Annotated in this window: 23 protein-coding genes and 1 other annotated feature; of the genes, 18 read left to right on the forward strand and 5 right to left on the reverse strand. The window is 28.0% G+C overall.

The annotated features are described in order from the left end of the window. Positions 1-30 precede the first annotated feature (30 nt). From KHQ81_05530 to KHQ81_05585, 12 genes are all read left to right on the forward strand, one after another. Complete coding sequence (locus tag KHQ81_05530; GenBank protein ID QVK19162.1) at positions 31-300, forward strand: YabP/YqfC family sporulation protein; 270 nt, start codon at positions 31-33, stop codon at positions 298-300. Then, the gene (locus KHQ81_05535) at positions 287-1,453 is read left to right on the forward strand and encodes a sporulation protein YqfD (protein QVK19163.1); all 1,167 of its coding nucleotides are present in this window, start codon (positions 287-289) and stop codon (positions 1,451-1,453) included. Before KHQ81_05530 ends, KHQ81_05535 begins: the two co-directional genes overlap by 14 nt. Further along, on the forward strand, positions 1,446-2,426 hold the full coding sequence (locus tag KHQ81_05540) for a PhoH family protein (GenBank protein ID QVK19164.1): 981 nt from the start codon (positions 1,446-1,448) through the stop codon (positions 2,424-2,426). The genes KHQ81_05535 and KHQ81_05540 overlap by 8 nt, the downstream gene beginning before the upstream one ends. 42 nt (positions 2,427-2,468) lie before the next feature. Continuing rightward, positions 2,469-2,900 carry an rRNA maturation RNase YbeY gene (ybeY, locus tag KHQ81_05545; protein QVK19563.1) on the forward strand — a complete coding sequence of 144 codons (432 nt, stop codon included), beginning with the start codon at positions 2,469-2,471 and terminating at the stop codon, positions 2,898-2,900. Between the two features lie 11 nt (positions 2,901-2,911). Then, on the forward strand, positions 2,912-3,316 hold the full coding sequence (cdd, locus tag KHQ81_05550) for a cytidine deaminase (protein ID QVK19165.1): 405 nt from the start codon (positions 2,912-2,914) through the stop codon (positions 3,314-3,316). Between the two features lie 5 nt (positions 3,317-3,321). Then, positions 3,322-4,230 (forward strand): GTPase Era, encoded by a 909-nt coding sequence (era, locus tag KHQ81_05555; protein ID QVK19564.1) that lies wholly within the window; start codon positions 3,322-3,324, stop codon positions 4,228-4,230. 75 nt (positions 4,231-4,305) lie between these two features. Beyond that, positions 4,306-4,479: a hypothetical protein gene (locus tag KHQ81_05560; protein QVK19166.1), complete on the forward strand. Its 174-nt coding sequence runs from the start codon at positions 4,306-4,308 to the stop codon at positions 4,477-4,479. Continuing rightward, on the forward strand, positions 4,442-5,167 hold the full coding sequence (recO, locus tag KHQ81_05565; GenBank protein QVK19167.1) for a DNA repair protein RecO: 726 nt from the start codon (positions 4,442-4,444) through the stop codon (positions 5,165-5,167). The genes KHQ81_05560 and recO overlap by 38 nt, the downstream gene beginning before the upstream one ends. 60 nt (positions 5,168-5,227) lie before the next feature. Continuing rightward, positions 5,228-5,400 (forward strand) — a binding site (T-box leader). 66 nt (positions 5,401-5,466) lie between these two features. Continuing rightward, on the forward strand, positions 5,467-6,849 hold the full coding sequence (locus KHQ81_05570; protein ID QVK19168.1) for a glycine--tRNA ligase: 1,383 nt from the start codon (positions 5,467-5,469) through the stop codon (positions 6,847-6,849). Between the two features lie 32 nt (positions 6,850-6,881). Then, on the forward strand, positions 6,882-8,690 hold the full coding sequence (gene dnaG / locus KHQ81_05575) for a DNA primase (protein ID QVK19169.1): 1,809 nt from the start codon (positions 6,882-6,884) through the stop codon (positions 8,688-8,690). A gap of 14 nt (positions 8,691-8,704) precedes the next feature. Continuing rightward, on the forward strand, positions 8,705-9,955 hold the full coding sequence (gene rpoD / locus KHQ81_05580) for an RNA polymerase sigma factor RpoD (GenBank protein ID QVK19170.1): 1,251 nt from the start codon (positions 8,705-8,707) through the stop codon (positions 9,953-9,955). Between the two features lies 1 nt (position 9,956). Then, complete coding sequence (locus tag KHQ81_05585) at positions 9,957-10,637, forward strand: SAM-dependent methyltransferase (protein QVK19171.1); 681 nt, start codon at positions 9,957-9,959, stop codon at positions 10,635-10,637. A gap of 100 nt (positions 10,638-10,737) precedes the next feature. Here KHQ81_05585 and KHQ81_05590 read toward each other — a convergent pair whose 3' ends face one another. Further along, the gene (locus KHQ81_05590) at positions 10,738-11,685 is read right to left on the reverse strand and encodes a 4-hydroxy-3-methylbut-2-enyl diphosphate reductase (GenBank protein QVK19172.1); all 948 of its coding nucleotides are present in this window, start codon (positions 11,683-11,685) and stop codon (positions 10,738-10,740) included. Positions 11,686-11,900: 215 nt separating this feature from the next. Between KHQ81_05590 and KHQ81_05595 the strand changes: the two genes are divergently transcribed. The 4 genes from KHQ81_05595 (at position 11,901) to KHQ81_05610 (ending at position 19,397) form a co-directional block, all read left to right on the forward strand. Continuing rightward, the gene (locus KHQ81_05595) at positions 11,901-13,166 is read left to right on the forward strand and encodes a DEAD/DEAH box helicase (protein QVK19173.1); all 1,266 of its coding nucleotides are present in this window, start codon (positions 11,901-11,903) and stop codon (positions 13,164-13,166) included. Positions 13,167-13,190: 24 nt separating this feature from the next. Then, positions 13,191-14,087 (forward strand): deoxyribonuclease IV, encoded by an 897-nt coding sequence (locus KHQ81_05600; protein ID QVK19174.1) that lies wholly within the window; start codon positions 13,191-13,193, stop codon positions 14,085-14,087. A gap of 126 nt (positions 14,088-14,213) precedes the next feature. Beyond that, positions 14,214-15,164 (forward strand): ankyrin repeat domain-containing protein, encoded by a 951-nt coding sequence (locus KHQ81_05605; GenBank protein QVK19175.1) that lies wholly within the window; start codon positions 14,214-14,216, stop codon positions 15,162-15,164. An 84-nt stretch (positions 15,165-15,248) separates the two neighbouring features. Beyond that, on the forward strand, positions 15,249-19,397 hold the full coding sequence (locus tag KHQ81_05610) for a hypothetical protein (GenBank protein QVK19176.1): 4,149 nt from the start codon (positions 15,249-15,251) through the stop codon (positions 19,395-19,397). A gap of 111 nt (positions 19,398-19,508) precedes the next feature. On the opposite strand, the gene KHQ81_05615 is transcribed toward KHQ81_05610, so the two are convergent. Genes KHQ81_05615 through KHQ81_05630 form a run of 4 tightly spaced genes read right to left on the reverse strand, consistent with a single transcriptional unit; the run spans position 19,509 to position 22,988 of the window. Then, entirely contained in the window at positions 19,509-20,030 is a 522-nt protein-coding gene (locus KHQ81_05615; GenBank protein QVK19177.1) for a transposase, read from the reverse strand. Between the two features lie 4 nt (positions 20,031-20,034). Then, a complete protein-coding gene (locus KHQ81_05620) occupies positions 20,035-21,795 on the reverse strand; it encodes a hypothetical protein (protein ID QVK19178.1) in 1,761 nt (586 codons plus the stop codon). A 12-nt stretch (positions 21,796-21,807) separates the two neighbouring features. Further along, positions 21,808-22,386 carry a hypothetical protein gene (locus tag KHQ81_05625; protein ID QVK19179.1) on the reverse strand — a complete coding sequence of 193 codons (579 nt, stop codon included), beginning with the start codon at positions 22,384-22,386 and terminating at the stop codon, positions 21,808-21,810. 26 nt (positions 22,387-22,412) lie between these two features. Then, positions 22,413-22,988 (reverse strand): hypothetical protein, encoded by a 576-nt coding sequence (locus KHQ81_05630; GenBank protein QVK19180.1) that lies wholly within the window; start codon positions 22,986-22,988, stop codon positions 22,413-22,415. Between the two features lie 104 nt (positions 22,989-23,092). On the opposite strand from KHQ81_05630, the gene KHQ81_05635 reads away from it, so the two are divergent. After that, entirely contained in the window at positions 23,093-24,457 is a 1,365-nt protein-coding gene (locus KHQ81_05635) for a hypothetical protein (protein ID QVK19181.1), read from the forward strand. Positions 24,458-24,466: 9 nt separating this feature from the next. Further along, positions 24,467-26,119 (forward strand): type II/IV secretion system protein, encoded by a 1,653-nt coding sequence (locus KHQ81_05640; GenBank protein QVK19182.1) that lies wholly within the window; start codon positions 24,467-24,469, stop codon positions 26,117-26,119. Positions 26,120-26,131: the final 12 nt, after the last annotated feature.

The raw sequence follows: 26,131 nt of genomic DNA on the forward strand, positions 1-26,131 counted from the left end.
ATTATTCATATAATGATTTAGGTGATAAAAATGAAAAAACTATCTCAGGTCTTCTCCAAACTTAAAAATGTTAATGATGAAATGTTTTTGAATGTCGAAAAAATTACAGTCATTAATAGAAATAAAATATATATTCAAAATTATCAAGAAATTTATGAAATTGATGATGAATTCATAAAGTTGTCTAAAATTACTATAAAAGGAAAAAATTTAAAATTATTAAGTATTAGTAAATATTTTTTAGAAATTAGTGGAGAAATTTTAGATATCAACTTAGGTGATGCTTATGAAAAACAATAATAAATTTCTATTTTCAGTCATAATAAAAATTCCCAAAAAAACATTAATTAAAATTAATCAACTATTTTCATATAAGGTAAAAATCATTAAAAAAAAGCATGATTTTTTTTATTTGCAGGTACAAGAAAATGATTTAAATATATTAAATAAATATAAAGTAGATTATGAAATAATCTCTTATAAAGGAATAAAACACATTTATCGTTTGTTATTAACGCATTTAAGTGTTTTTATTGGAATAATTCTTTTTTTATTGATTTTGTATGCAAATACACTTACAATTAAAGAAATCTCATTTTCTACATATACTAAAGATAATGAAAAAATAAAATCTATTATTGAACGTCATTATACTTCTTTTTTAGATGTACACTTGTTAAATAGTGATATTAATGATATCAATTTATTGTTACGTAAAGAATTTAACCATTTTGAATGGATTTCCATAGAACGAAGTGGATGTTTATTAAAAGTTACCATTTTAGAACCTAGTGTAATTAATAAACAAGTTGAACATATTGAAGGCTATGGAGATTTAGTGGCTAAAACAGATGGAATGGTTAAGTTTTTTCAAATAACACAAGGTATTCCACTAATTGAACAAAATCAATATGTTAAAAAAGGGGAAGTGTTAGTCAGTGGTAATTTAAGATATCATAATCAAGATGAAAGTGAATTTTATATTCCTGCTTATGGTCATGTGTACGCAGAAGTATGGTATACAAAAACAATTGTTGTCCCTAAAAAGAGTGTTACAACTGAATTTACGGGCAAAATTAGTTTAGAAAAGAAATTATCATTATTTGGGCTTGATATCAAATATAAATCAAGTCAAAATCATTATAAAGAATATCATAAAGAGGAGAATTTTGATCAATTACAAATATTTTCATTTAAATTACCAATTGGAATAAAAAAAATACATTATTTGGAAAAAAATGATATAATGAATGTGTATGACAATAAATCAGCATTACAATTTGCATCTTCACAAATTCGTTATGAACTATCTCAATCGTTTAGAGAAGGGGATAAAATTTTAGAGGTTCAATGTTTAAATGAGAGTGAAGATGATTTAAATTATACCTATGTTTTTTTTGTAAGAACTTATGAAGATATCGCAATATTTCAAAGGAGAGCAATGAATGAGTAATTTTATCAATCTTAATTTTACCTTTAATAGTATTGAAGAATCCATTTCAATTATAGGAACTCATGATAGAAACTTAAGGTTACTAGAAGATTATTTTAAAACTAAAATTATTACACGTGGTGATGCTATTTTAGTTTCAAACGAACTTGATGAGGAAAAAAGAAAACAATTATTATCTATTTTAAGTACATTACAAACCATTATTAAATATGAGAATAATATTACTGAAAGAGATATTTTGTATTGTTTTAGAATGCTTGAACAAGATAATTTAGATGACTTAATTTCACTTTATCGTAATAAAATCATTGTAGGTAAACATCATACAGGGAAACCTATTACCGCAAAAACTTTTAATCAAAAAAAATATATTAAAGCAATTGATGATCATGACCTAGTTTTTGGTGTTGGTCCTGCTGGTACAGGTAAAACCTATTTAGCAGTTGTTAAAGGCGTTACTTCCTTAAAAGCACAAGATGTAAAAAGAATTATTTTAACAAGACCAGCCGTTGAAGCTGGTGAAAGTTTGGGATTTTTACCTGGTGATTTAAAAGAGAAGGTAGATCCATATTTACGTCCCTTATACGATGCCCTTCATGACACATTAGGTGCTGAAAACACAGATGTTTTAATCGAAAAGGGTACAATTGAAATCGCGCCCCTTGCGTATATGCGGGGTAGAACCTTAGATGATGCTTTTGTGATTTTAGATGAAGCACAAAATACAACTGAACAACAAATGAAAATGTTTTTGACAAGGTTAGGATTTAATTCAAAAATGGTTGTGACAGGTGATATATCACAAATTGATTTACCAAGAGGGGTAAATTCAGGATTAATTAATGCCATTAATATTTTAAAAGATATTGAAAATATCTCCATCTGTCAATTTGATGTGTCTGATGTGATTCGTCACCCACTTGTTCAAAAAGTACTAGATCGTTACGAAACATTTGAAAGAGAGAAGGTGTAGACGTTGTTAGATATTGCCTTTGTTAATGAAACAGAAGAAGATATGAGTGGATATGAAGATTTAATAACATCTGTTTTTAATGAAACAATGAAATTAGAAAACAATGATAGATTTTATGAAGTAAGTGTTGTCTATGTATCAAAAGAAAGAATTAAGGAAATAAATTATGAATATCGTGAGATTAATCAAGTAACCGATGTTATTTCTTTTGCTTTATTTGACGAAACAGAAGAAAGTGATATAATACAAGATGAGTCAAATATAACGACTTTAGGTGATATTTTTATCTGTATTGAAAAAATGAAGGAACAATCCATCGAATATGGTCACTCTGAGAAACGAGAATTAGCATTTTTAGCTTGCCATGGGTTACTTCATTTACTTGGTTATGATCACCTAAATCAAACGGATGAAGCAATTATGTTTAAAAAACAAGAAGATATTTTAAATGCACTTGATCTAAAAAGACAGTAATGGAGGTTTCTATGGAAAGAAAAGAATTAATTCAAAAAGCAATCAATGCTATGTCACAAGCCTATGCTCCATATTCTAAATTTCATGTTGGATGTAGTCTTTTAATGAAAGATAATACAGTAATTACTGGTGCTAATATAGAAAATGCATCCTATGGATTATCAAATTGTGCCGAACGTAGTGCTCTTTTTGCAGCATATTCACAAGGTTATCGACAAAATGATATTGTATCAATGGTCGTTGTTGGGGATACTGATTCTGTCATTTCTCCTTGTGGTGCTTGTAGACAAGTTATTAGTGAATTAGTCAATGCCGATACTGAAATCATCTTAACGAATTTAAAACAAGACGTCAAAATTGTAAATAAATTTGAATTATTACCTTTTGGCTTTACAGATAAAGACATGGAAAAGTAGGAGATATAATGGATAAAACATTCAAATCAGGATTTATTACCATCATCGGAAGACCGAATGCTGGAAAATCTACATTCTTAAATCAAATTTTAAAACAAAAGATAGCGATTATAAGTGATAAACCGCAAACCACTAGAAATAAAATTCAAGGTATTTACAATACAACAGGTGCTCAAATGGTCTTTATTGATACCCCTGGTGTTCATAAACCTAAACATAAATTAGGTGAAGTATTAAATAAGATTGCTTTAAAAGCTCTACATGAGGTTGATATTACTTTATTCATGATAAGTGGTAATGAAAGTTTAAGTACAGGAAATCGTTACATTATGGAGCATTTGAAAAATCTGAAACAACCTGTATTTTTAATAATAAATAAAACCGATTTAATGACAAAAGAAGATATTTTTAAAAGTATTGATTTATACCAAAAAGAATTTAATTTCAAAGAAATCATACCAATTTCTGCGTTAAATAATAATAATGTAGATTATCTATTAGAATTGATTAAAAAATATTTACCTAATGGTCCACAGTATTATCCAATTGATGCGGTATGTGACCACCCAGAGCGATTTATTATTGGCGAATTAATACGTGAAAAAGTTTTATTTAAAACACGTGAAGAAGTTCCTCATTCAGTTGCTGTTGTTATCGATCAAATAAAAAAAGATGAAAACAGTCATGTGATTGATGTATTAGCAACAATTGTCGTTGAACGTCCTTCTCAGAAAGGAATATTAATTGGCAAAGGCGGAAGCATGTTAAAAGATATTGGAACACTTGCTCGTAAAGATATACAAAATTTATTAGGGAGTAAAGTTTACCTTGAATTATGGGTGAAAGTCATAAAAGACTGGCGAAATCGTAAGCATCTATTAACTGAATTTGGTTATAAAGAAAATGAATATTAATACAGAAATATATAAATAATTTTTCAATTTTTGTTTATCCTATAAATAGATTATAGGAGAAAGGATAATTGGAAAATGAAAAAAGAAGCATGGGACAAATTTTTAAATACAGGTAGTGTGAATGACTATCTATCGTATAAGAATAAACAAAAGAAATATTTAAATGAAATGGGTACAGAAGTTATCATAAAGGATAGTAAGAGGGATAATCATGGTAGAAATAATCGAAGGGATCGTCATAAAAAATAGTGATTATCAAGAAAAAAGTAAAATATTACAAGTTTTCTCAAAAGAACATGGATTAATTGGTGTATATTTAAAAGGAGCAAATCATTATAAAAGTAAAACATTTTCGATTGCTCAACCAATAAGCCATGCTTTTTTTAATGTAAACTATACAAACGGTCTTTCAAGTTGTTTTCATGGAGAAATGATTCATTCATTTCAAGCTTTAAAAATAGACTTTAATAAAAATATATATGTGTATCATTTATTTGAACTAATTTTAAAAAATATCGAACAACATCAACCTGTTGTGTATTTATTTGATTTATTGTTAAAAGTAATTCAAAAAATAGATGAAACTAAAGATGAAAAAGAAATTAAAGTGTTGACAATTTTCTTTGAAATCAAACTATTGAATTTTATTGGGGTAGCACCAGTTTTAACAAATTGTGTCGAATGTGGAAGTAAAGATGATATCACAAATTTCGACATTTCTAAAGGTGGTTTTGTTTGTCAAAACTGTCTTGACCCAAGAAGTAGATCCTTTTCAATAGAAACTTTACAAACATTATATCAAATATTTTATCAAGATATTCCAATAAATGATTTTAACATTAATGAATCAGTTTTAGATGAACTTAGAATTTTATTAAATGCTTATTATTTGTATCATTTAGGGATTAAAACGAATTCATCAAAATACTTGACATAAAAATAATAATTTCTCTTGACATAATAAACTTTATTATCTATAATATATTTGGAATAATATGTATTTACGATGAGAGAGAAGAGTAATTTATCTTAAAATTTACAGCGAGTCTAGGAAGGTGGAAGCTAGATAGTGATAATAAATGAAGGAACTCTTGAGTGTTTTTTAAAAAAAGAGACCATAATAATTATGGTAAATAGGGTGGAACCGCGGGAATAATTTTCGTCCCTATACTTAATTTTTTAGGTGTAGGTAAGAAAATTTTTTTGTATTTTATTTAGACTAATGGAGGAAACACAATGGATAAAGTAAAAGTAAATATGGAAAAAATCGTTAATTATGCTAAATCATTTGGATTTGTATATCAAGGATCAGAACTCTATGGTGGTTTATCAAATACATGGGATTATGGACCTTTAGGTGTTGAATTAAAAAACAATATTAAAAAAGCTTGGTGGCAAAAATTTAATCAAGAATCTAAAACAAATGTTGGATTAGACTCTGCAATCTTAATGAATTCTGAAGTTTGGGTAGCTTCTGGGCACATTGGAGGATTTAGTGATCCGCTTATGGATTGTAAGGAATGTAATACAAGACATCGTGCAGATAAATTAATTGAAGATTTTACGAATCAGGAAGTAAATCCAGGTGGTTGGTCTAATAAAGAATTTGAGGACTATATTAAAAAGAATGAGATAGTATGTCCAAATTGCGGGAAGAAAAATTTTACTGAAATTAGACAATTTGAACTTATGTTCAAAACGCATCAAGGCGTACTATCAGATGAAAAATCAGCTGTTTATTTGCGACCAGAAACAGCACAAGGTATCTTTGTGAATTTTAAAAATGTCGCTCGTACAACAAGAAAAAAAATACCATTTGGAATTTGCCAAATTGGGAAATCATTTAGAAATGAAATTACACCAGGGAACTTTATTTTCCGTACACGTGAATTTGAACAAATGGAATTAGAGTTTTTCTGTAAACCTGGTGAAGATACTAAATGGTATATTTATTGGCGTGATTTTTGTTTTAATTTTGTAAAATCACTTGGTATAAAAGAAGAAAGAATGCGTCTTCGTGAACATAGTCAAGAAGAATTAAGCCATTATAGTACAGGAACGGCTGATATTGAATATCAATTTCCATTTGGTTGGGGTGAATTGTGGGGTATTGCTAATCGAACTGATTATGATTTATCTGCTCACAACAATCATTCTGGGCAAAGTTTAGAATATTTAGACCCTCAAACAAATGAAAAGTATATTCCTTATTGTATTGAACCATCAGTAGGGGTTGAACGTTTATTTTTAGCGATTTTTACTGATAGTTATGAAGAGGAAACTTTAGCAAATGGTGAAACACGTGAAGTTCTTCATCTACATCCTTTTTTAGCCCCATATAAAATAGCTGTATTACCACTTGTTAAAAAATTAGATGAAAAAGCACAAGCTGTTTATGATCTTGTTTCAAAAGAATATATGACCGATTATGACGTATCAGGAAAAATTGGGAGACGTTATAGAAGACAAGATGCAATCGGTACGCCATTTTGTATCACAATCGATTATGATACTTTAGATGATGAAGCAGTTACTGTAAGAGAAAGAGATACAATGGAACAAAAACGGATTAAAATATCAGAATTAAATGAATTTTTTAGAGAACGATTAAAATTTTAAAATAATGACACAATAATAGGAGGTGGCATTAGGTGTTTATTCCTAATCATATTGTGGACCAAGTCATAAAAGGAAATGATATCCTTCAAGTGGTTTCTTCCTATGTTAAGTTAGAAAAAAAAGGGAAAAACTATTTTGGTCTATGCCCCTTTCATAGTGAAAAAACCCCATCATTTTCTGTTTCGCCAGAAAAACAAATTTTTCACTGCTTTAGTTGTGGAGAAGGTGGGAATGTTGCTCAATTTATCTCGAAAATTGACAATTTATCGTATCTTGATAGTATAAAAAAATTAGCTTCTCAAATAAATCTTAATATTGATAACTATTTTGACGATAATAAAAGTATTGAGCAATCAAAGTATTTTTCAATGAATCAATTTGTTTCTGATTATTATCAATTTGCTTTACTCAATACTAAAGAAGGTAAAATAGCTTTAAAGTACTTATATCAGAGAAATATTAACGATGATTTAATTAAACAATTTAAAATAGGATTAGCTCCAGATAGTACGGATTCCTTATACCAGGCTTTAAAATCTAATCATTTTCCGGAATTATCAATGTTAGAATTAGGCCATGTAATTAAATCTAATAATCATTTTTATGACAAGTTTAAAAATCGTATCATGTTTCCTATATGTGATGAATATGGTAATATAGTTGGTTTTAGTGGACGAAGCTATTTAGATACCAATAAAAATGAGCCTAAGTACATGAATACACAAGAAACGCCGATTTTTAAAAAAAGTAACATAATATATAATTTGTATCATGCAAAAAAAACGATTAAACAAAATAAACGTGTGTTTTTATTTGAAGGATTTATGGATGTTATCGCATCTTATCGGAGTGGGTTATTTGAAAGTGTAGCCACGATGGGTACTGCCTTAACAGATGATCACATTAATCAATTAAAAAAACTTACTAAACACGTAATTATTTGTTATGACGGAGATAAAGCAGGAATTGAAGCATCAAAAAGAGCGATTACAAGTCTTAATAAACATTATGTGAAGACATCGGTCGTAAATTTACCTGAAGGGTTAGACCCTGATGAATATTTTAATCAATATGGTAAAACACAATATTTAGACTATTTAAATCGACATCAAAAAAGTTATAAAGAGTATATGTATGAAATATTTCATACAGATATTAACTTAAATGATATTAGTTCTATTGAAGGCTTCAAGAAAAAAATATTTCAATTAATACTAAATGCAACTCCGACAGAACAGGAATTATATTTAAGTAAATTAAGTAATGATATTCAGGTATCGTTAAAAACATTACAATTTGATTATTCGCAATATACAAAATATTTGAAAAAATCAAATGAACCGAGTCATTATGATGTCGTTGCTCAAGAACGAATCATTAAAACGATAGAGAAGAATCGACCATCTAGTAGGAAACTTTTAGGGGCACAAGAAACAATTATCTTTTATTCCTTATATAATCGAAAGTTTGTCAATATAATTAATGTAGATTCGAAAATATCGTTTGATGACCGACAATATAGACGTTTGTTTTATGATATTAGTGATTTTTATAATATATATGATTGTTTTGATTATGAAGACTTCTTGGCAAAATATGTCAAAGAGGATAAAACATATGGAAATTTTTATAAAAAAGTTTATGATAAATTTCTAAAATATAAAGGTTCTTATGAAGAAATACATTTAGAACAGTGCTTTGCGGTAATTGTTAATGAATTAATCGCGAAGGTTGTTGAGCAATTAAAAGAAAAACTAAAACGAACAAATACAGAAGAAGAGCAAAAACAGATTTATCAAGAAATAATTGAAAATTATAAAATAATCAAGGTGAAAAATTAAAATGAGGTGGTAAAATGGCACATCCCGATTATCAAAAAATTATTACCAATTTATTAGTAAAAGGTAAAGAACAAGGATTTCTTTACAATGATGATATTCAAGACCAACTAAGTGTTTTTGATATTGATCCTGAAGGCTTTGAAGATATATTAGATTTATTTAAAGCCGAGAAGATTAAAATTATTGATGAAAGTGAAGAAGAAGATATTGACATTGATGTTTTAATCAAAAAAAATGAGACAGACGATGCTAAGGATGACGATTCTGATGATTTAGATGATCCTTATTTAGACATTGATATTGATTTAGAATCAAATTATTCAACAGATGATATAGCATTACCAACAAGTATTAAAATTAATGACCCAGTTAGAATGTATCTTAAAGAAATTGGAAAAGTTGAATTATTATCTGGTGATGCTGAAATAGATTATGCAAAATATATTGAATATGGTAAATTTGTATCTGAGCAATTAGAAAATAAAGACTTATTAACTGAACAAGAAATAGAAGATTATGAAGCTGCACTTCATCGTGGTGAACTAGCAAAACAACGTTTAGTTGAAGCTAATCTACGTTTAGTTGTTTCAATTGCGAAAAGACATGTTGGACGTGGGATGTTATTTTTAGATTTAATTCAAGAAGGTAATATGGGCTTAATGAAAGCTGTCGATAAATTTGACTATACAAAAGGGTACAAATTCTCAACTTATGCCACTTGGTGGATTAGACAGGCAATTACACGAGCAATAGCTGACCAAGCACGTACGATCCGTATTCCTGTTCATATGGTAGAAACAATTAATAAATTGGTAAGATTTCAACGTCAGTTAACACAAGAATTAGGTAGAGAACCATTACCAGCAGAAATCGCCGAAAAAATGGATACAACCCCTGATAAAGTAAGAGAAATATTAAAAATATCTCAAGAACCAATCTCATTAGAATCACCTGTAGGTGAAGAAGATGATTCAAATTTAGGTGATTTTATCGCTGATGTTGATGCTATATCACCTGATGAGTTTGCATCTAATGAATTATTAAAAGAAGAATTAAATGATGTATTAGAAACCTTGACAGACCGTGAAGAACGTGTTTTACGTCTTCGTTTTGGATTAGATGATGGAAGAACACGTACATTAGAAGAAGTAGGGAAAGAGTTTGGTGTTACAAGAGAACGTATAAGACAAATAGAAGCTAAAGCTTTAAGAAAATTAAGACACCCCTCTAGAAGTAAAAAATTAAGAGACTTTATGGAAGAATAATATGTGCATTCAAATATCAAAACGATTAAATACAATTGCTTTAAATGTTATTCCATTTCGTCATGTAATTGATGTTGGTACTGATCATTGTTTGGTTCCTATCTATTTATTGTTAAATAACTATATAGATGATGCAATCGCAACAGACTTGAATGAAGGACCTATTAATGAAGCTAAAAAAAATATAGAACATTATAATTTAGAGAATAGAGTCGATACAAGATGTGGGAATGGACTTCAAACAGTATCAAAAAAAGACCCTTGTGATGTAATTATTGTCGCTGGTATGGGTGGTAAGTTAATTACAGATATTTTGCAATCAGGAAGTCATTTGATGCATTTAAATAAACGATTAATTCTTCAACCAAATGTAAATGAAGAAAGTGTAAGACAATGGTTATGTGAGAATCATTATGAAATTGTTAATGAGATAATCATTAAAGAAGATAATGTTTTCTATGAAATTATCGTCGCAAATTACACACAAGAAAAAACACAGTACACGTTTGATGAAATTAAGTTTGGTCCCCTTCTATTAAAAGATAAAAATGAATTATTTATTCAAAAATGGACAAATATATTAAAATATAAAAAAGAAATTTATGATAAAATACCAGATCATCATAAAAATAAAAAGTTATTTTTACATGAAATAAATCACATAGAAGACATTATAAAATAAAAATTAAAAATCAAGATAGTATTTGCTTATTATATATAAACAGTTGTATCAATCATTGTTTTTTGAAAATAAAAAAAAGTTCAAAGAGATGCTTTGAACTTTATTTTTTATTTATATTAGGTAAAATGCTGAGATGGTTTAAATGTGATTTTTGATAATGAGTTGATTCATCTTGATAATCAAATTTCTCCAAAAATCTAATCACTTCATTTGTGATTGCAGTTGGTGTTGAAGCACCACTAGTAACCGCAACGGTTTGACAATCTTTCAACCATTCAGGTTTAATATCTTCAACACTTTCTACTAAATAGGATTTTGTTTTGGCCATTGTTTCTGAGATATATGCTAATTTGTTTGTATTATTACTTAAAGGGTCTCCAACGACTATTGTTATATCAGCTGAAACTGTATTTTTAAGTACACCTGCTTGTCTTACTTGAGTTGCATTACATATTTCATTTGAAAATTCTGCTGATGGATACATTTCTTGTATTTTTTTTGCTAAATGTTCAATGTCCCAGTAACTCATCGTTGTTTGATTTGTGATACATATATTTTTATTATTTATTTGTAAATTTTTAATGTCTTCTAAATTCTCAACTAAATGAACTTTTTTAGGATTGATGCCCATTGCACCTTCTGGTTCAGGATGATTTTTCTTACCAATATAAATAACATCATAACTATCATTTATTTTTGCTTTAATATAATCATTCGTTTTATTAACAAATTTACATGTTGCATTAATCAAATATAAACCTTTATTGTGCGCTTTTTTTATTACGGCATCACTAACACCATGTGCTGTAAATATCACCGTACCATGTTCAATAAGGTCAAGTAATTCTAATCGTGTTTTTGATTTATCATCTATTGTGATTAAACCAATTTCACTTAAAGCTTCAGATAAAAAATGGTTATGAACAATATTACCTAATATGTAAATAGGTCGAGGTAGAGTTTTGTCGTAGGCAGCATCGACTGCAATTTTTAACGCACTGACAACTCCAAAACAAAAACCTCGTGGGGTTATTTTAATTACTTTCATTATATCACCTATATTTATTATACTTAAAAATTGATTTTTATCAAATAATAAGTTAAGATAAAATTATTATTTTAAAGAAAATAATAAAACAAATTCGAAATTATTTTTTAAGAAAATAATAAATCATATACAAAATTATTTATAAAGAAAATAATATATAAAATATGAAAAATTTGAAGATTATGTTTTTTCAATAATTAAAGGAGATGTCAAATATGAGTTTTGAACAATTTCATTTCAAACCTTTTATAAATGAAGCTTTAAAATCACTTAATTTTACGAGTCCTAAACCTATTCAAAAGGAAGTTATTCCGCTTATATTAAATAATAAAAGTGTTGTTGGACAATCTAAAACCGGCTCTGGAAAAACACATGCTTTTCTATTGCCACTATTTCAACAAATAGAACCATTAGGAAAGGTTCAAGTTGTAATTACATCACCAACCAGAGAACTAGCTAAACAAATATATGATATGGCAATAGATATTGCAAAGTATAGTGAAGAGCCATATAAAATTAAGTTATATGTTGGTGGTACTGATCGAGAAAAAGAATTATCATGGTTAAATAGTAATCAACCGGATATAGTAATTGGAACACCTGGTCGCTTATGGGATTACGCGATTAAAGAACGGAAATTGCTAATTCACCAAACGAAATATTTTATTGTAGATGAAGCTGATATGACCTTAGAATCAGGATTCTTAAAAGAAATCGATAATATTGCAGGAACTATGCCAGATAATCTTTTAATGTGTGTTTTTTCTGCGACTATCCCAGATGGGTTGAAACCGTTTTTAAATAAATATATGAATAAACCAATCTATATTAATCTAATCAAAGGAAATTTAACACCATTAAAATTAACACATTATTTAATTAAAACAAAAGGAAAAAATAAAAATAAACTATTACTTAATTTAATGCATACACAAAACCCCTATTTAGCTATTATTTTTGCTAATACGAAAAAAGAAGTAGCTGAAATAGCGACATTTTTGACAGAAAATAATTTTAAAGTTGGTCAAATTCATGGTGACTTAACTAGTCGTGAAAGAGCTAGGATGATGCGGGACATCCGTGATTTACGGTATACCTATATTGTAGCTACAGATATTGCTGCACGTGGTATTGATATTGAAGGTGTATCGCATATTATTAATTATTCATTACCACTTGATGAAGAGTTTTATATTCATCGCTGTGGGAGAACCTCACGCAATAATCTATCAGGAGTAGTTTATTCTTTTTATGATTTTGATGATGATTTTTACCTAAATAAATTAGAGAGTAAACAAATTAAGTTTAACCAAGTAGATGTTAAAAAAGGTGAGATTGTGAAAACAAAATCAAGAAATAGACGAAAGGAATTTATAAAAGAAGTTATTAATAAACAAGTCAAAGTAAAAACACCAAAGCCAAAGAAAGTTAAACCAAATTATAAAAAGAAGCTTAAAAGGAAATTAAAAAATAGAAAGTAATCTATGTGAAAGGCTAGTGATAAGATGATTAAAATAGGTTCACATGTGAATATGAGTGGAAATGATATGTTTCTAGGAAGTGTTAAGGAAGCTTTATCATATGGGGCCAACGCCTTCATGATTTATACCGGTGCTCCACAAAATACTAGACGTAAAGCATTAGATAAAATGAAGATTAAAGAAGCACATGTTTTATTAAATGAAAATAAAATAGCTCTTGATGATATCGTTGTTCATGCTCCTTATATTATGAATTTAGCTAACCCAGACCCTGTTAAACATCAATTCGCGATTGATTTTTTAACAAGTGAAATTAATAGAACTTATGCCTTAGGAATAAAACAAATTGTTCTACATCCTGGGGCTCATGTAGGTTCAGGAGAAAAAGATGCGATTAATCGAATAATAAAAGGCTTGAATCAAGTTATTGAAAATACATTTGATAAAGATGTAAAAATTGCTTTAGAAACCATGGCAGGTAAAGGTACAGAAGTAGGTAAGAGTTTTGAAGAATTGGCAAATATAATTACAGGAGTGACCCATAATGAACGTTTAAGTGTTTGTTTTGATACTTGTCATACCCATGACTATGGTTACCCAGTTAAAGAAAATTTTGAACAAGTGATTAATGATTTTGATAAAATTATTGGTAAAAATAGAATTTCTGTTTTTCATATAAATGATAGTAAGAATCCAAGTGGCGCTAGAAAAGATAGACATCAAAATATAGGTTTTGGTCATATAGGGTTCGATTCTTTAAATGAAATTGTACATCATCCTGATTTTACAAAAGTTCCTAAAATATTAGAAACGCCTCATATTCTTATTGAAGATAAAAAATCATTGCCACCTTACCTAGAAGAAATCACAAATTTTCGCAATAAATTGTTCAAAATAGACGGAATTTTAAAAAAAATATAAATAAAACAGATAATTTACCTGTATAATATTGTAAATTATCTGTTTTTTTTATATAATAAAAAGTAATATATATATGTAAATATAATGCAAGTATGTTTATATATATAACAAAAAGAGGGTGAAATATTGAATAATAATATTTTAAAAATTTTATTATACGGAACTATTTTTATTGTATTAACAGCGACCGGGATTTTAACGTATACATATTTTTATAATACACCTGAAGAAGAAACAACAACAACTGAGATTAAAATCGATGATGTTTATGAAGCAATATTAAATGGAGATGATGAAACTTATACTAAATATATCAATGATGGAGGAGATTTAAGTTTTGCTTATCCAGATGGAAAAGAAAAAGGAAGAACTCCACTTGAAATTTTAATCGATGCAAATGATTTACAAAATGCACAAAAAATTATTGAAAATGGATTTGACCTATCGAAAGTAGATAATAATCATATTGATACTATAAGAAGCATTATTGCTTATAATGAAGATTTCAATTATGATTTAATAAACAATATCTCAGTAACATTAATCGAACAGGTTAAAGATGAGATAGAAAAACCAGATTCTAGTGGAGCTTCACTATTAATGGATGTGATTACAACAGATAATGTGGTCATAGTAACGGAAATCCTAAAATATGTAAGAGATATTGATAAAGAATATAATGGTGAAACAGCATTAACCTATGCTTGCGGATTAGGACATGAAAATTTAGATATTATTAAAAAATTGGTTTCTAAGGGAGCAGATATTAACTATAAAGGAGAAGATGGATACAACTGTTTAATGAGTTCTATTATGGGTATGCAAACAGAAACAATTACCTATCTATTGAATTTACCTAATTTAGATATAAATGCGGTAAATGATTATGGACAAACCGCTCTTCACTTATGTGTCGAATATACGAATGTAGAAGCGGTAGACATTTTACTACAAAATTCATCAATTGATCCTTTAATAGAAGATGAAGATGGTATTACAGCTAAGGAATACGCCCTAGATTTTGCTAATCTTTATCCAGATACACCAGAATATACTGAAATCGCTAATAAATTATAATATTTAACTAAATATATTTATCTTTTTAAGAAATTTATAGTATAATATTATAAAGAATAAAAAATATGATTGGGTGGTGAGTATATGAAAAAATATACCAAGCTTCTTTTATTCGGTGTTATCTTATTATTCATATCTCTATTACTGATAAATAATCCGTTGAAAATGATTTTTGTTGATGCTGAGGAAACAACTGATTATGAAGAATACTTAAAAAGTATTGTAACAGAAGATAATTATAATGAGACAATTGAGTCAATTATTAAAAATCGCTTTTCTAATTTTAATATAGACCCATTACAATTTGATAATCTTGTACCTGGAAAGAGTAATTATCGTATATTAGAAATTACACCAAGAAATTATACTGACAATATATCTGAAATAAGTGATTTAGAATATAATATAAATGAAATTAAAGATATCTATCAAGCGATAACCATTCGAAGTGATTATACAGACAAAAACTTTATTGCTAATATGCCAAATTTTAATTTAGACGTTATGACAGTTAAACAGTTTGTCGATAATCGAGATGAACTTGATGGAAAATATGATGCAATTTTATTTTCAGCAGGAGACTATTCTGAGGAACAAGTTTTAAGTTGTGATTTTAGTTTTGATTATTCTGATGTAATTTATAAAAATATATATGGTAAAGCACATAGATTTATTTATCAAGGATATATGTTAAATAATAAATACCATGGTTACGGAAAATTATATGATGCCTACGGAAATGTAGAGTATGAAGGTGAATTTAAAAATGGTTTATTCCACGGACATGGGAAACGTTATCATAATGGTAATTTAGTCTATGAAGGTGGTTTCTTAGATGGTTATCAAAGTTGCTTTGGAATCAGTTATGATTCTTACAATCATCGTGAAAAACATCGTGGTCACTGGCGTAGAGGACATAAAGAAGGGTACGGAATTTCAATTGATGAAGGTGGGTTTATTTCCTACCATGGATATTTTCATAATGATCAACGAAGTCCAGACTATGTACCAAGAGATATTCTTAATGAAATTACAGAATTAAAAGCAGAAGAAATAATAAATGATTACTTACTAAAAGGCTTACCAGTTTTTGTTAACGACGACGCAAAATCATTCACTGATTATTTAGAAAATACACATCCTAATGAAACCTTTAGTAATTTATACATGTTAAATTATAATGCAACTGAGCAAAATAGTAATATTGATTTTTATACAACGCTATCAATTATGAAAATAACTGAGTTGTTATCTGATAAAGCAAATATTGAATTTATTGAAAAGCCAATCGATTTTGATGAGGATCCAACACATACTTATTTTGCTAATGAAGTAATTGATTTTAAATTGAAACTTACCAATAGAGAACTGGCTGATTTGTTATTTTATATAGATATCAATCAAAATGAGATATTTGAAGAAGATGAACTAGCTTATACGATATTTATTCAAAACGGTGTTTTTGATTTTGAATATAAAATTCCAACTACTTATAGTGGAATTTTAAGGTATAAAATAGTTGTAAATACCGAAAATAAAACTTCACTTTATAATGGTTCTTTTAAGGTTAAGGGAGAATATAAAGAAATAAAGGTTTTAAATGTTGTTTCTCAAATGGTTGATTGGATGGATGGTTTACTAGATGATGATTTATATTATCAGTACTTTCAAAATAATGGTGATTATAATATAACTATGGATCGCTGTAATATAAAAGATTTTAGTAAAAATAATTACAGAAAATGGGAATGTTCACATTATACAGTAATGGATGATTATGATGTTATCCTTTTAGGACAGGATATATTTGATAAAGGTATGAATACACATGTTTACAATTCAATCCAAGAACAAATTAACAATGGAAAACCTGTTATCTTTACAAGTTCTGTAACTAAAGGTAATCAAAAATGGGTGAATTATTTCCAAGATGATTTATCTTTAGATAGTTATCGTACTGATTTATATAAACTAAATAATAATGTAAATAAACTTCAAATTGTTAATAAGAGTAACTATACTTTATATCCTTATGACATGAATAATGAAGCTTTACTTGTACCAGAGGATTTGAATTATGCATTAAATGAACAATATCAAGTTAATTTAAATAATCCAGATTTAGTTCCATTAATGAACATGTATAATTCAGACAATCCATTGTATGACCGTTTTGATTCGTATAATAACTTCTATTATATGAAACATGATAATGTAATTTATTTAAATGTAGGTAATAATTCATTTAAGGTTTATAAAGATATTGAACATAAGTTATTAGTTAACTCAATTGTTAATTCTTATATAGAATATAAAGCAAAAGATCAAAAGGTTGATGATTTCTTCTCAATTGAAAACACAAATACTTTTGAAAATATGTTGATTGATGTTAATGACCACGTACAATTTTCATTTAGTATATTTAGTAATAAAAATAATACATATAATTACACATTATACGCAGATTCAAATGAAATACAGACTGATACTATTACTAATAATCAATTAATTGATATTGACTTAAGTAATTTTGCTTCACCAAATATTAACACGATACAACAAGTTTATATTTATGTTGAAATTGAGAATGATGAACATGAAACACATACTTATGGGTTCTATGTATTTGTAGGTAATTTAGATACTTACAATGTTACATTATATCCAACGGTATTAAATTCTCCAACAGTACATGAGGGTGAAAAATATCTTCAAGTGAATAATATACATAGTTATACGAATAATTATAGAGTTGAATTAAATAATATTGATGTAACTGGTTTAGATGTTTCTAAATTACCAGAAGAAATTATTATAGAAAATATGATGTTTAGCCAAGAAGTACCTGATAATATAATAATCGATGATCCTAACTACACAATAACTGATAAAACAATTTCTAAATACTTAGGTAATTTCACTTACACATTAGTAGGTAATTATTATGTACCTGATTCGTATATACCACTCAACTTTACTGTACCATTTATTGTAACAGAAACAGGAGATTATACATTTGAACCAGCAACCTTAACATTTGATGGTATTGGTTCAGATAGCGCAACTATTCAAAATAGTAATGTTACATTTAATGCGATTAAACCATTAGATAGTTCTATGGTAACGCCAATTTTTGAAGATTATCTATTTATTCCATTTGGAGAAGATAGAATTAGTGATTTAACGAAAAAATTCATTATCAGTGATGAAGCAATGGTTAAATCAATTAATTTCAATACAATTGGAACTGTACTTGAATTAGATGGTAATATATTAGAAGCAAATAGTATTGGTGAACAATATGTAGAAATAGTAGTGGAAGATATCTTTGGAAATGTTGTTAGAAAATCTTTCTTAGTTTTATCTTATGTACCAATAACAACTATTGATTTAGATGATCAATCTCTATTCGTTGATGAATCTATTACTCTACCATTTATAATTGATACTAAGAATATTAAATTTGAATTAATTGAACAAACAGATTCAGCAAATGTTGTACAAATTTCTAGACTTAATAATCAATTTATTATTACAGGATTGGAGAAAGGTTACGCACATTATCGATTCTATGGTTATGATTCAGATGGTTATGAAGTAAGTACTGTCATCTCAATTGTAGTCAACGAAGTAGCTGAAATTTATTTCAACGATTACTTTATGTCATTATTTAAAGATGAAATGATAACTGCTAATGACATGATTAATAATGTAAGACTTATTTCAAGTTATACTCTTGGTGATGTTGTATTCATTTCACATGATGATACGATTGCATCAATTGTCAATGGAAGTCTAGTGGCACATAAACCTGGAACAGTTGTCATCGATGCAGTATTACCAAATAATGAAAGTGCTCAATTATTAGTAAAAGTATATGATTATATAGGGGATAATTCTGGATTTGATCCTAATTTAGATAGTATTAAAATATATCAAGGATATAAACAATACCTTGAAAACTTCATTAAATTAGATCCAGATTCATTATCAAGTGAAGATGTAGTGATGGAATTTACAATTGATGATCCAAATGACATATTAGAGTATTTTGATCCAATCACTAACACATTTAATACAAAAGTTGATAAATATGGTAATATTACAGTTCATGTAACCATTAAGCAATTAAATAGAGCTGGAGAAGTGGTTAAAACCATTACTGATACTTATGTATTAACGATTCGTGAAATTGTAGATCCTAATATTGATAAAGGAGATAATACCCATTAATCACTAATAGAATACTAAAAGGGAGAATAAAATTCTCCCTTTTACAATTAGTACTTTTAAGTATGCTTTTATAGAACCAATAAAGACCATCAGCTTTAGCTGGTGGTCTTATTATACTAATGTTTGATCATATAAACTTTCTTCATCTGTTTCAATAGATAATTTATTAGTAACTTTGTTTTTTCTTAATTTATAATAAATATTGATAAACTTTAGATCTTTCTCAGGAATGATTTGCTTATTTATAGCTTTTGTGATAATTACTTTAAATATTTTTTTTAAAATATCCTTATTGAAACGATTATTAAAGTTATTAGAAATGACAGAATAACTAGGTACTTTTTTTGATAATGGAATATTTAAAAACCATCTGTATGCTAGATTAACTTCAATTTCTTTTAAGGCTTGACGTATTGATTTAATCCCAAATATATTTTTAATTAAGATAATTTTAAATAAAATGACAGGATCAATGCTAGGTCTTCCATCTTCTGAGTAGTAATGACTTACTTCATCATAAATGAAAGAATAATCAATTTTATCTAATTTTCTTACTAAATGAGATTGTGGTACTAAATCATCTAAAGTACTAAAAATGAGTTCATTTTGAATGGTATTTTTTTTAGTTAACATATGATTACAACCTTTTTATTGTGATATCTTCAAATAAATAATTTAGTTGTTTATTTAGAGGAAGTCCTTTAGGTTGTGTTCTGATGATATCAGAATTATGTGAAATAATAAATCTAGCTTTTTTGTAGTAATCAGAATAACTAAAACTAAATGGATCAGTAGGACTAGGGTTAGAATTAACTTCTCCTCGATAAGCATTTATAAGTAATCCAATGGAATCAGTTTGTGTAATATAAACATTTTCTATAACGTTCATGTCTCCATTAACATCTTCTTCAAGATTTGTAGTATCATTACTAAAAATACCACCTTCTATTGTTAAATATGAATTTACAGTATAAATTTGAAGATTACTATCGGTAAAAAAGAAACCTCTTATATTAGGGTGAATAGTTATATCATCTGTTATAGGATCTATTTCTAGCCCACTAAATGTATTTAAGAATTCATTAATTCTTGAAAATTGAATATCTTGTTTCGATAGTAAAACAAGTTGATTATCAGATGGAAGTGCATTTTCATTATTAATATTTGCATTATGTATCGCAGCATGACCTAATACATAAGATGTACTATTAAATTGAACATTACCTGAAATCGTAATATTACCTGTTACTAAAAAGTTAGCATTAATAAATATTGGTGGATTGGAATTATCATAATTTTCAATTGATAAATTACCATCTACTATTATCCATTCTTTTTTATTAAATGCTAAATCATTTTTTATTACAGGAGGATCTTTTATTAGGACCGATTGTGTATCTTGAAAGTTTATTTCTTCAATTGTATTGGCTACATAAAGACGATTTTCACTGACAAATGTATTTAATTCAGTTTCTAAATTATCTATATCCACATCTCTAAATTTATCATCGATAGCATCATTAATATAATAAATAAAAGAAGCATCAAAATCAACATCTAGAAATTTATCCGAGTATGTTTTAACTTTCGGTGGTTCTTCAACAAAAGTAGTTGAATATTCAAATGAATTTGTCATTTTTAAAAACGTATCGATATTTTTTTGAAATACACCACCAGACAAATCATAACACTGTTCTACTGTTTGTCTACAAGAATACAAATTGTAAGTAGGGGTACTAAAGTACAAATTAGTGATAGGACTTACGGTTGAAAACGAAGTTGGTTGATTTTTAATAATACTATTTACTTTGTAATTGGTTGTATCAGATAAATATAGATTTCTATTAACATACATATCACCATCAATATAGGCCCCGCCATTAATCGTTAAATCAGTTTTAGAACCTAAAGCAAAATATAAAAATGATGGAATCATTGATAAAAAGAATCTTTTTTGAGCTACTAAATTTTTACCTTCATAAACAATATCGTAAGCATAGGTATAGGTATGTTTATCACTATCTGGAGTTTCTTCAGGAATAGGATAACAAGGATCTAAATCAGGGTTAGTAGGATAGACACAAGAGTCTTTTGTTAAATCTCTTATCTCCACACCATATCTAGTTTCGATATCAACAAAAATAGATTCAAATTCATCATTTAACTCATATAAATATTTATTGTATTCATTAATATATTCATCTAAGTAAACGGATAAATCACTCGCAGCTGCTTCAACTTGAGTTCGTGCTAAACTGGATTCCTGGATATTATATACTTGTTTATTGGTCCAATTTGACCGTGTCATGGTGATGTTAGTCAGAGTTGCTGTCAGTACCATTAAAAGGGCAATAACACCAATCGCATAGACCATAACATATCCTTTTTTATTTAACATACTATCATCCCTTTAGAAGGAGAATCGATTTTCATAAACGATTGTTTTTGAAACCTTTTTCCCCTCAGCGTTAATTTTATATATCGCTAGACGTATTTTCAAAACAAATTTTTGACAAATCCCTATATAATTAGGGTCATTACAATCAAAGTTAATATAATCATATGGTATTTTATCACCGTGAGCATCTAAGACATAATCCCCATTTGCATCAATTTCAAAGAACTCTACGGCATAATTATCACTATTTAATTTCATATCACCTATATAAATACTTTTTGTATTTTCATCAATTCTAATTCGGATACGTTTATCAACTGGTTGTTCGACAAGTAAACCTGTATCAAAATCAATTTTCCATTCTTTTTCAACAACAAGATCAAAACAATTTTTGACATCACTACATGATTCGATATATTCAGGATTAAATGCATTTGCCTGTGTCATTAAATTACTCATAATAAAGTTTGCTTGTGAGTTTAAAGCACCTTGACCGCTAACTTTGTCATAACTTCGTATCGCAAAAGTCATCGTTCCTGTTAGTAATACAACAACAATACTAATTATCGCTAAATAAGCGAGTAATTCCATTAGAGTAACTCCTCTTTTATTATGAATCATTTAGTCGTCACACCCTTCAATAAAAAGTCATACTTACTATTTATAGACGATTCAGTAATGACAATAACTCGAATAGCATTGTGATTTACATTAGCTTCTGTAAATTGTGATGTATCTAAGTTATCTAAATAATCAATTAAGACTTGAGGTGCATTTGGTGGTGGAGTTGATTTTAATTCATTTATTGCGATAGGGTCATTAAAAGGTAATAAATAGATATATAAATTATCCGAGTGATATTCTTTACTATTAATTACCGGACTTAATACAGCCATACAAGTTTCTAAATCGTCAGAAAATAGGGCATTACAACTATTTTCATCAATTATAGCGTAATGATCAGTATTTGATTTTAAATGATTCTCAATAATTGAAAAATCCTTGTTGATTATGTAACTTAATGTGCCATTTGCGATATTAGCGTTCATAATTCTTTCATGATTAATACCATTTTGTCGAATATTATAAGATAGAATGTTGTAAATCATGATTAATGCGATTGAAACAATCGTGATGGTTGCGACAATTTCTATCAAAGAGGCACCATTTTTATTAATAATTTTTTTTTGCAACACTATCACCTACTTTTTTATAGAAATTAGAAAGAAAATATAGTATAATTAAAATAATTACACATATTATATCATATTTTTAAGTAGAAAAGTAGGTGCGGGTAATGACTAATAATAAAAAATTAGTTAGTTTGATATTTATTGTATTTATCCTTTTAATGGGTGTTACCATTTGGTTAGTCTTTTATTCATTAGATAATAATCGAATCACACCTTATCCCGATGGAACAGAAGTTGGGTATGTATATATTGGGGGTAAGAATACATGGCAAGCTGAAAATGCCTTAAGAAAAGAAATTAACAAATGGAAAAATGCTGAAAATCTAAAGATTGAACTAAGTTATCAAAATCAGGCTTATACAATTGATGTAGACCCAAGTATTTTTCGTTTTGATATAAATAAGACAATACAAAATGCAATAGAAAAAGAAAAAATGCAATATGATCAAGGGATTAATGTAATAGTAGTGGATTTTTCTGAAGGAAACGAATATTACATTGAAAATCTTTTATCAGAACATTACGATAATTTAAAATTTTCAGCTTTTGATATTGAAATTATTAAAAGTGAAGTATTGAAGAATGTCAGTTTTTTATTTAAGGAGATATACATTGACTTAGGAATTGCTGTTAACGATGAAACAGCAAAAGAAACACCTATAGGAGATCCTGTAGTTTTAATTTATAATCAGGCAGAATTTCTAAAAAACAGAATAGAATTTATGATCAAAAAACCTTTTGAAATCAAAGAACAATCACAATTTTCATTAAATGATTTTTTAATTGAGATTTATAGTAACGAAGATAATCAAATCAGTGAAACAAAATTAGAAAATGTAAATGAAATTTATGACTTGTATTTTTCTGAAGATGAGTTAAACATTATCGCAACAGGGATTTACCAAACAATATTAGATACTAATTTCAAAAATATATCAAAGCATATTAGTGATAAACTACCAGCGTTTGTTTCTCAAGCTGGATTAGAGGCAAATGTTCATATTGGGTATGATTTCACAACAGAAGATAGAGTAGATGATTTAAATCAACCATATACAATGATTACCGAAATCACATTTTCAAATCTTAAGGATTTAACTTTTAATAACCCAAATAATTATTCATATTATATTGAAGTTAATAATGATGTAAATGAGCATAATCAAAATGTTTTAACATTCCAATTATATGGAACACCATTTATTAATACTTATTCTCATTATTTTGCAGTTCATAAAGAGATACTTCAAGGTGAAACATTGTGGCCTAGTAATGATGTATCTCCTGGAGAAAAAGAATTAGTTGATGCTGGGTATTCTGGTTATCGTAGTATTGTTGCAAGAAAAACTAAAATTTCTTACCCAGGTAGTAACGGTTTAAAAGAGGTCAATCAAATATTATCTGAAGACATTTATATGCCTAAAGATGCTATATTTAAAGTGTTTGACCCAACATCAAATGATGAGTAGGTGAATAGGATGAGAAGATTAAAGAAAAGAATTGGTGATATTTTAATTGATACCGGTCTTGTGACCTCTGATCAAGTTGATTTTGCGATTTCTGTTAAAGAACCAAATGAAAAACTTGGGGATACATTAATTAGAATCGGATATGTTACAGAAAATCAAGTAATGGAAGCTTTAGAGCTTCAATTAGGTGTTAAAAAGATATCTTTAAGTGATTATACTTTAAATGAATCTATTTTACGACTAATATCTGAAGAATATGCACGAGAAAATTTAGTTGTTCCTGTCACTTTTGAAGATGGGAAATTAATTGTTGCGGTTGCTGATCCACTTAATTATTATGTTGTAGACGATTTACGTTTAATTACGAGTTATAATGTTAAGTTAATGATGGCAGCTCGTTCTGAAATTGAAACAGCGATATCAAGATATTATGGAATCAATCGGTCATTAGACCAAATCATTTTAAATTATAATGAAAATAATGATGATGAAGGTGGAAATGATGCAGATGATACTCCACTTATTCGTTTAGTTAATCAGTTATTATTATCAGCTGTTAAACAAAATGCATCGGATATCCATATCGACCCACAAGAATCTGAAGTAATCGTCCGTTTCCGTGTCGATGGTGTTTTAGGTGTAGAAAAAAGATTTCCAAAAATCATGGAAAAACAGTTACTGTCACGTTTTAAAATCATCTCAGGGCTTGATATTACAGAAAATAGACGTCCACAAGATGGTCGAATTAAAATGATGATAGAAAATACACAACTTGACTTACGTGTATCTACTTTACCAACGGTAAATGGAGAAAAGATCGTGTTGCGTTTGCTAAATTTAAAAAATACATTAGGTTCTTTAGGTCGTTTGGGGTTAAGTGAAAATAATCATGAAAAATTCAAACGATTAATAAAACATTCTAATGGAATTATCCTTGTTTCAGGACCAACAGGTTCTGGTAAATCATCAACTTTATATGCTTGTTTAAATGAATTAAATAAAGATGATGTAAATATAATAACAGTTGAGGACCCAGTTGAGTTACAATTAAAAGGTATTAACCAGGTACAGGTTAACCCTGATATCGGATTAACTTTCGCAAATGGACTTAGAACGATATTGCGTCAAGACCCAAATATTATAATGCTTGGGGAGATTCGTGATACAGAAACAGCACAAATTGCGGTTAGAGCGTCACTTACAGGGCATTTAGTTTTAAGTACGATACATACCAATGATTCAATTGGTACAGTAACTCGTCTTGTGGATATGGGAATTGATCCTTTCTTAGTTGCTTCTTCTCTTACTGGTGTTGTTGCACAACGTTTAGTAAGAAAGACATGTAGAGAATGTGGTGAATGGAAAGAAGCAACTGATCGTGAAAAACAATTATTTGAAGATGTAGGAATGAGTATTGATAAAGTATATGTTCCTAAAGGTTGTCCGATGTGTAATTTTAAAGGTTATACAGGACGTATAGCGATATTTGAAATATTAGAATTGAATGATGAAATAAAAAATATTATTAATAGTAATGGTACAGAACTAGAAATTAAAAAAGCTGCCATTAAAAATGGTACTAAGTTCCTAATTCAAGATGGTTTTGACAAAGTAATTCAAGGGATTACAACTACTGAAGAAGTCTTACGAGTTACTTATTAGTTTATAGGAGGT

The organism is Mycoplasmatota bacterium (assembly GCA_018394295.1).
In the GTDB taxonomy this organism is placed as follows: domain Bacteria; phylum Bacillota_I; class Bacilli_A; order Haloplasmatales; family Haloplasmataceae; genus JAENYC01.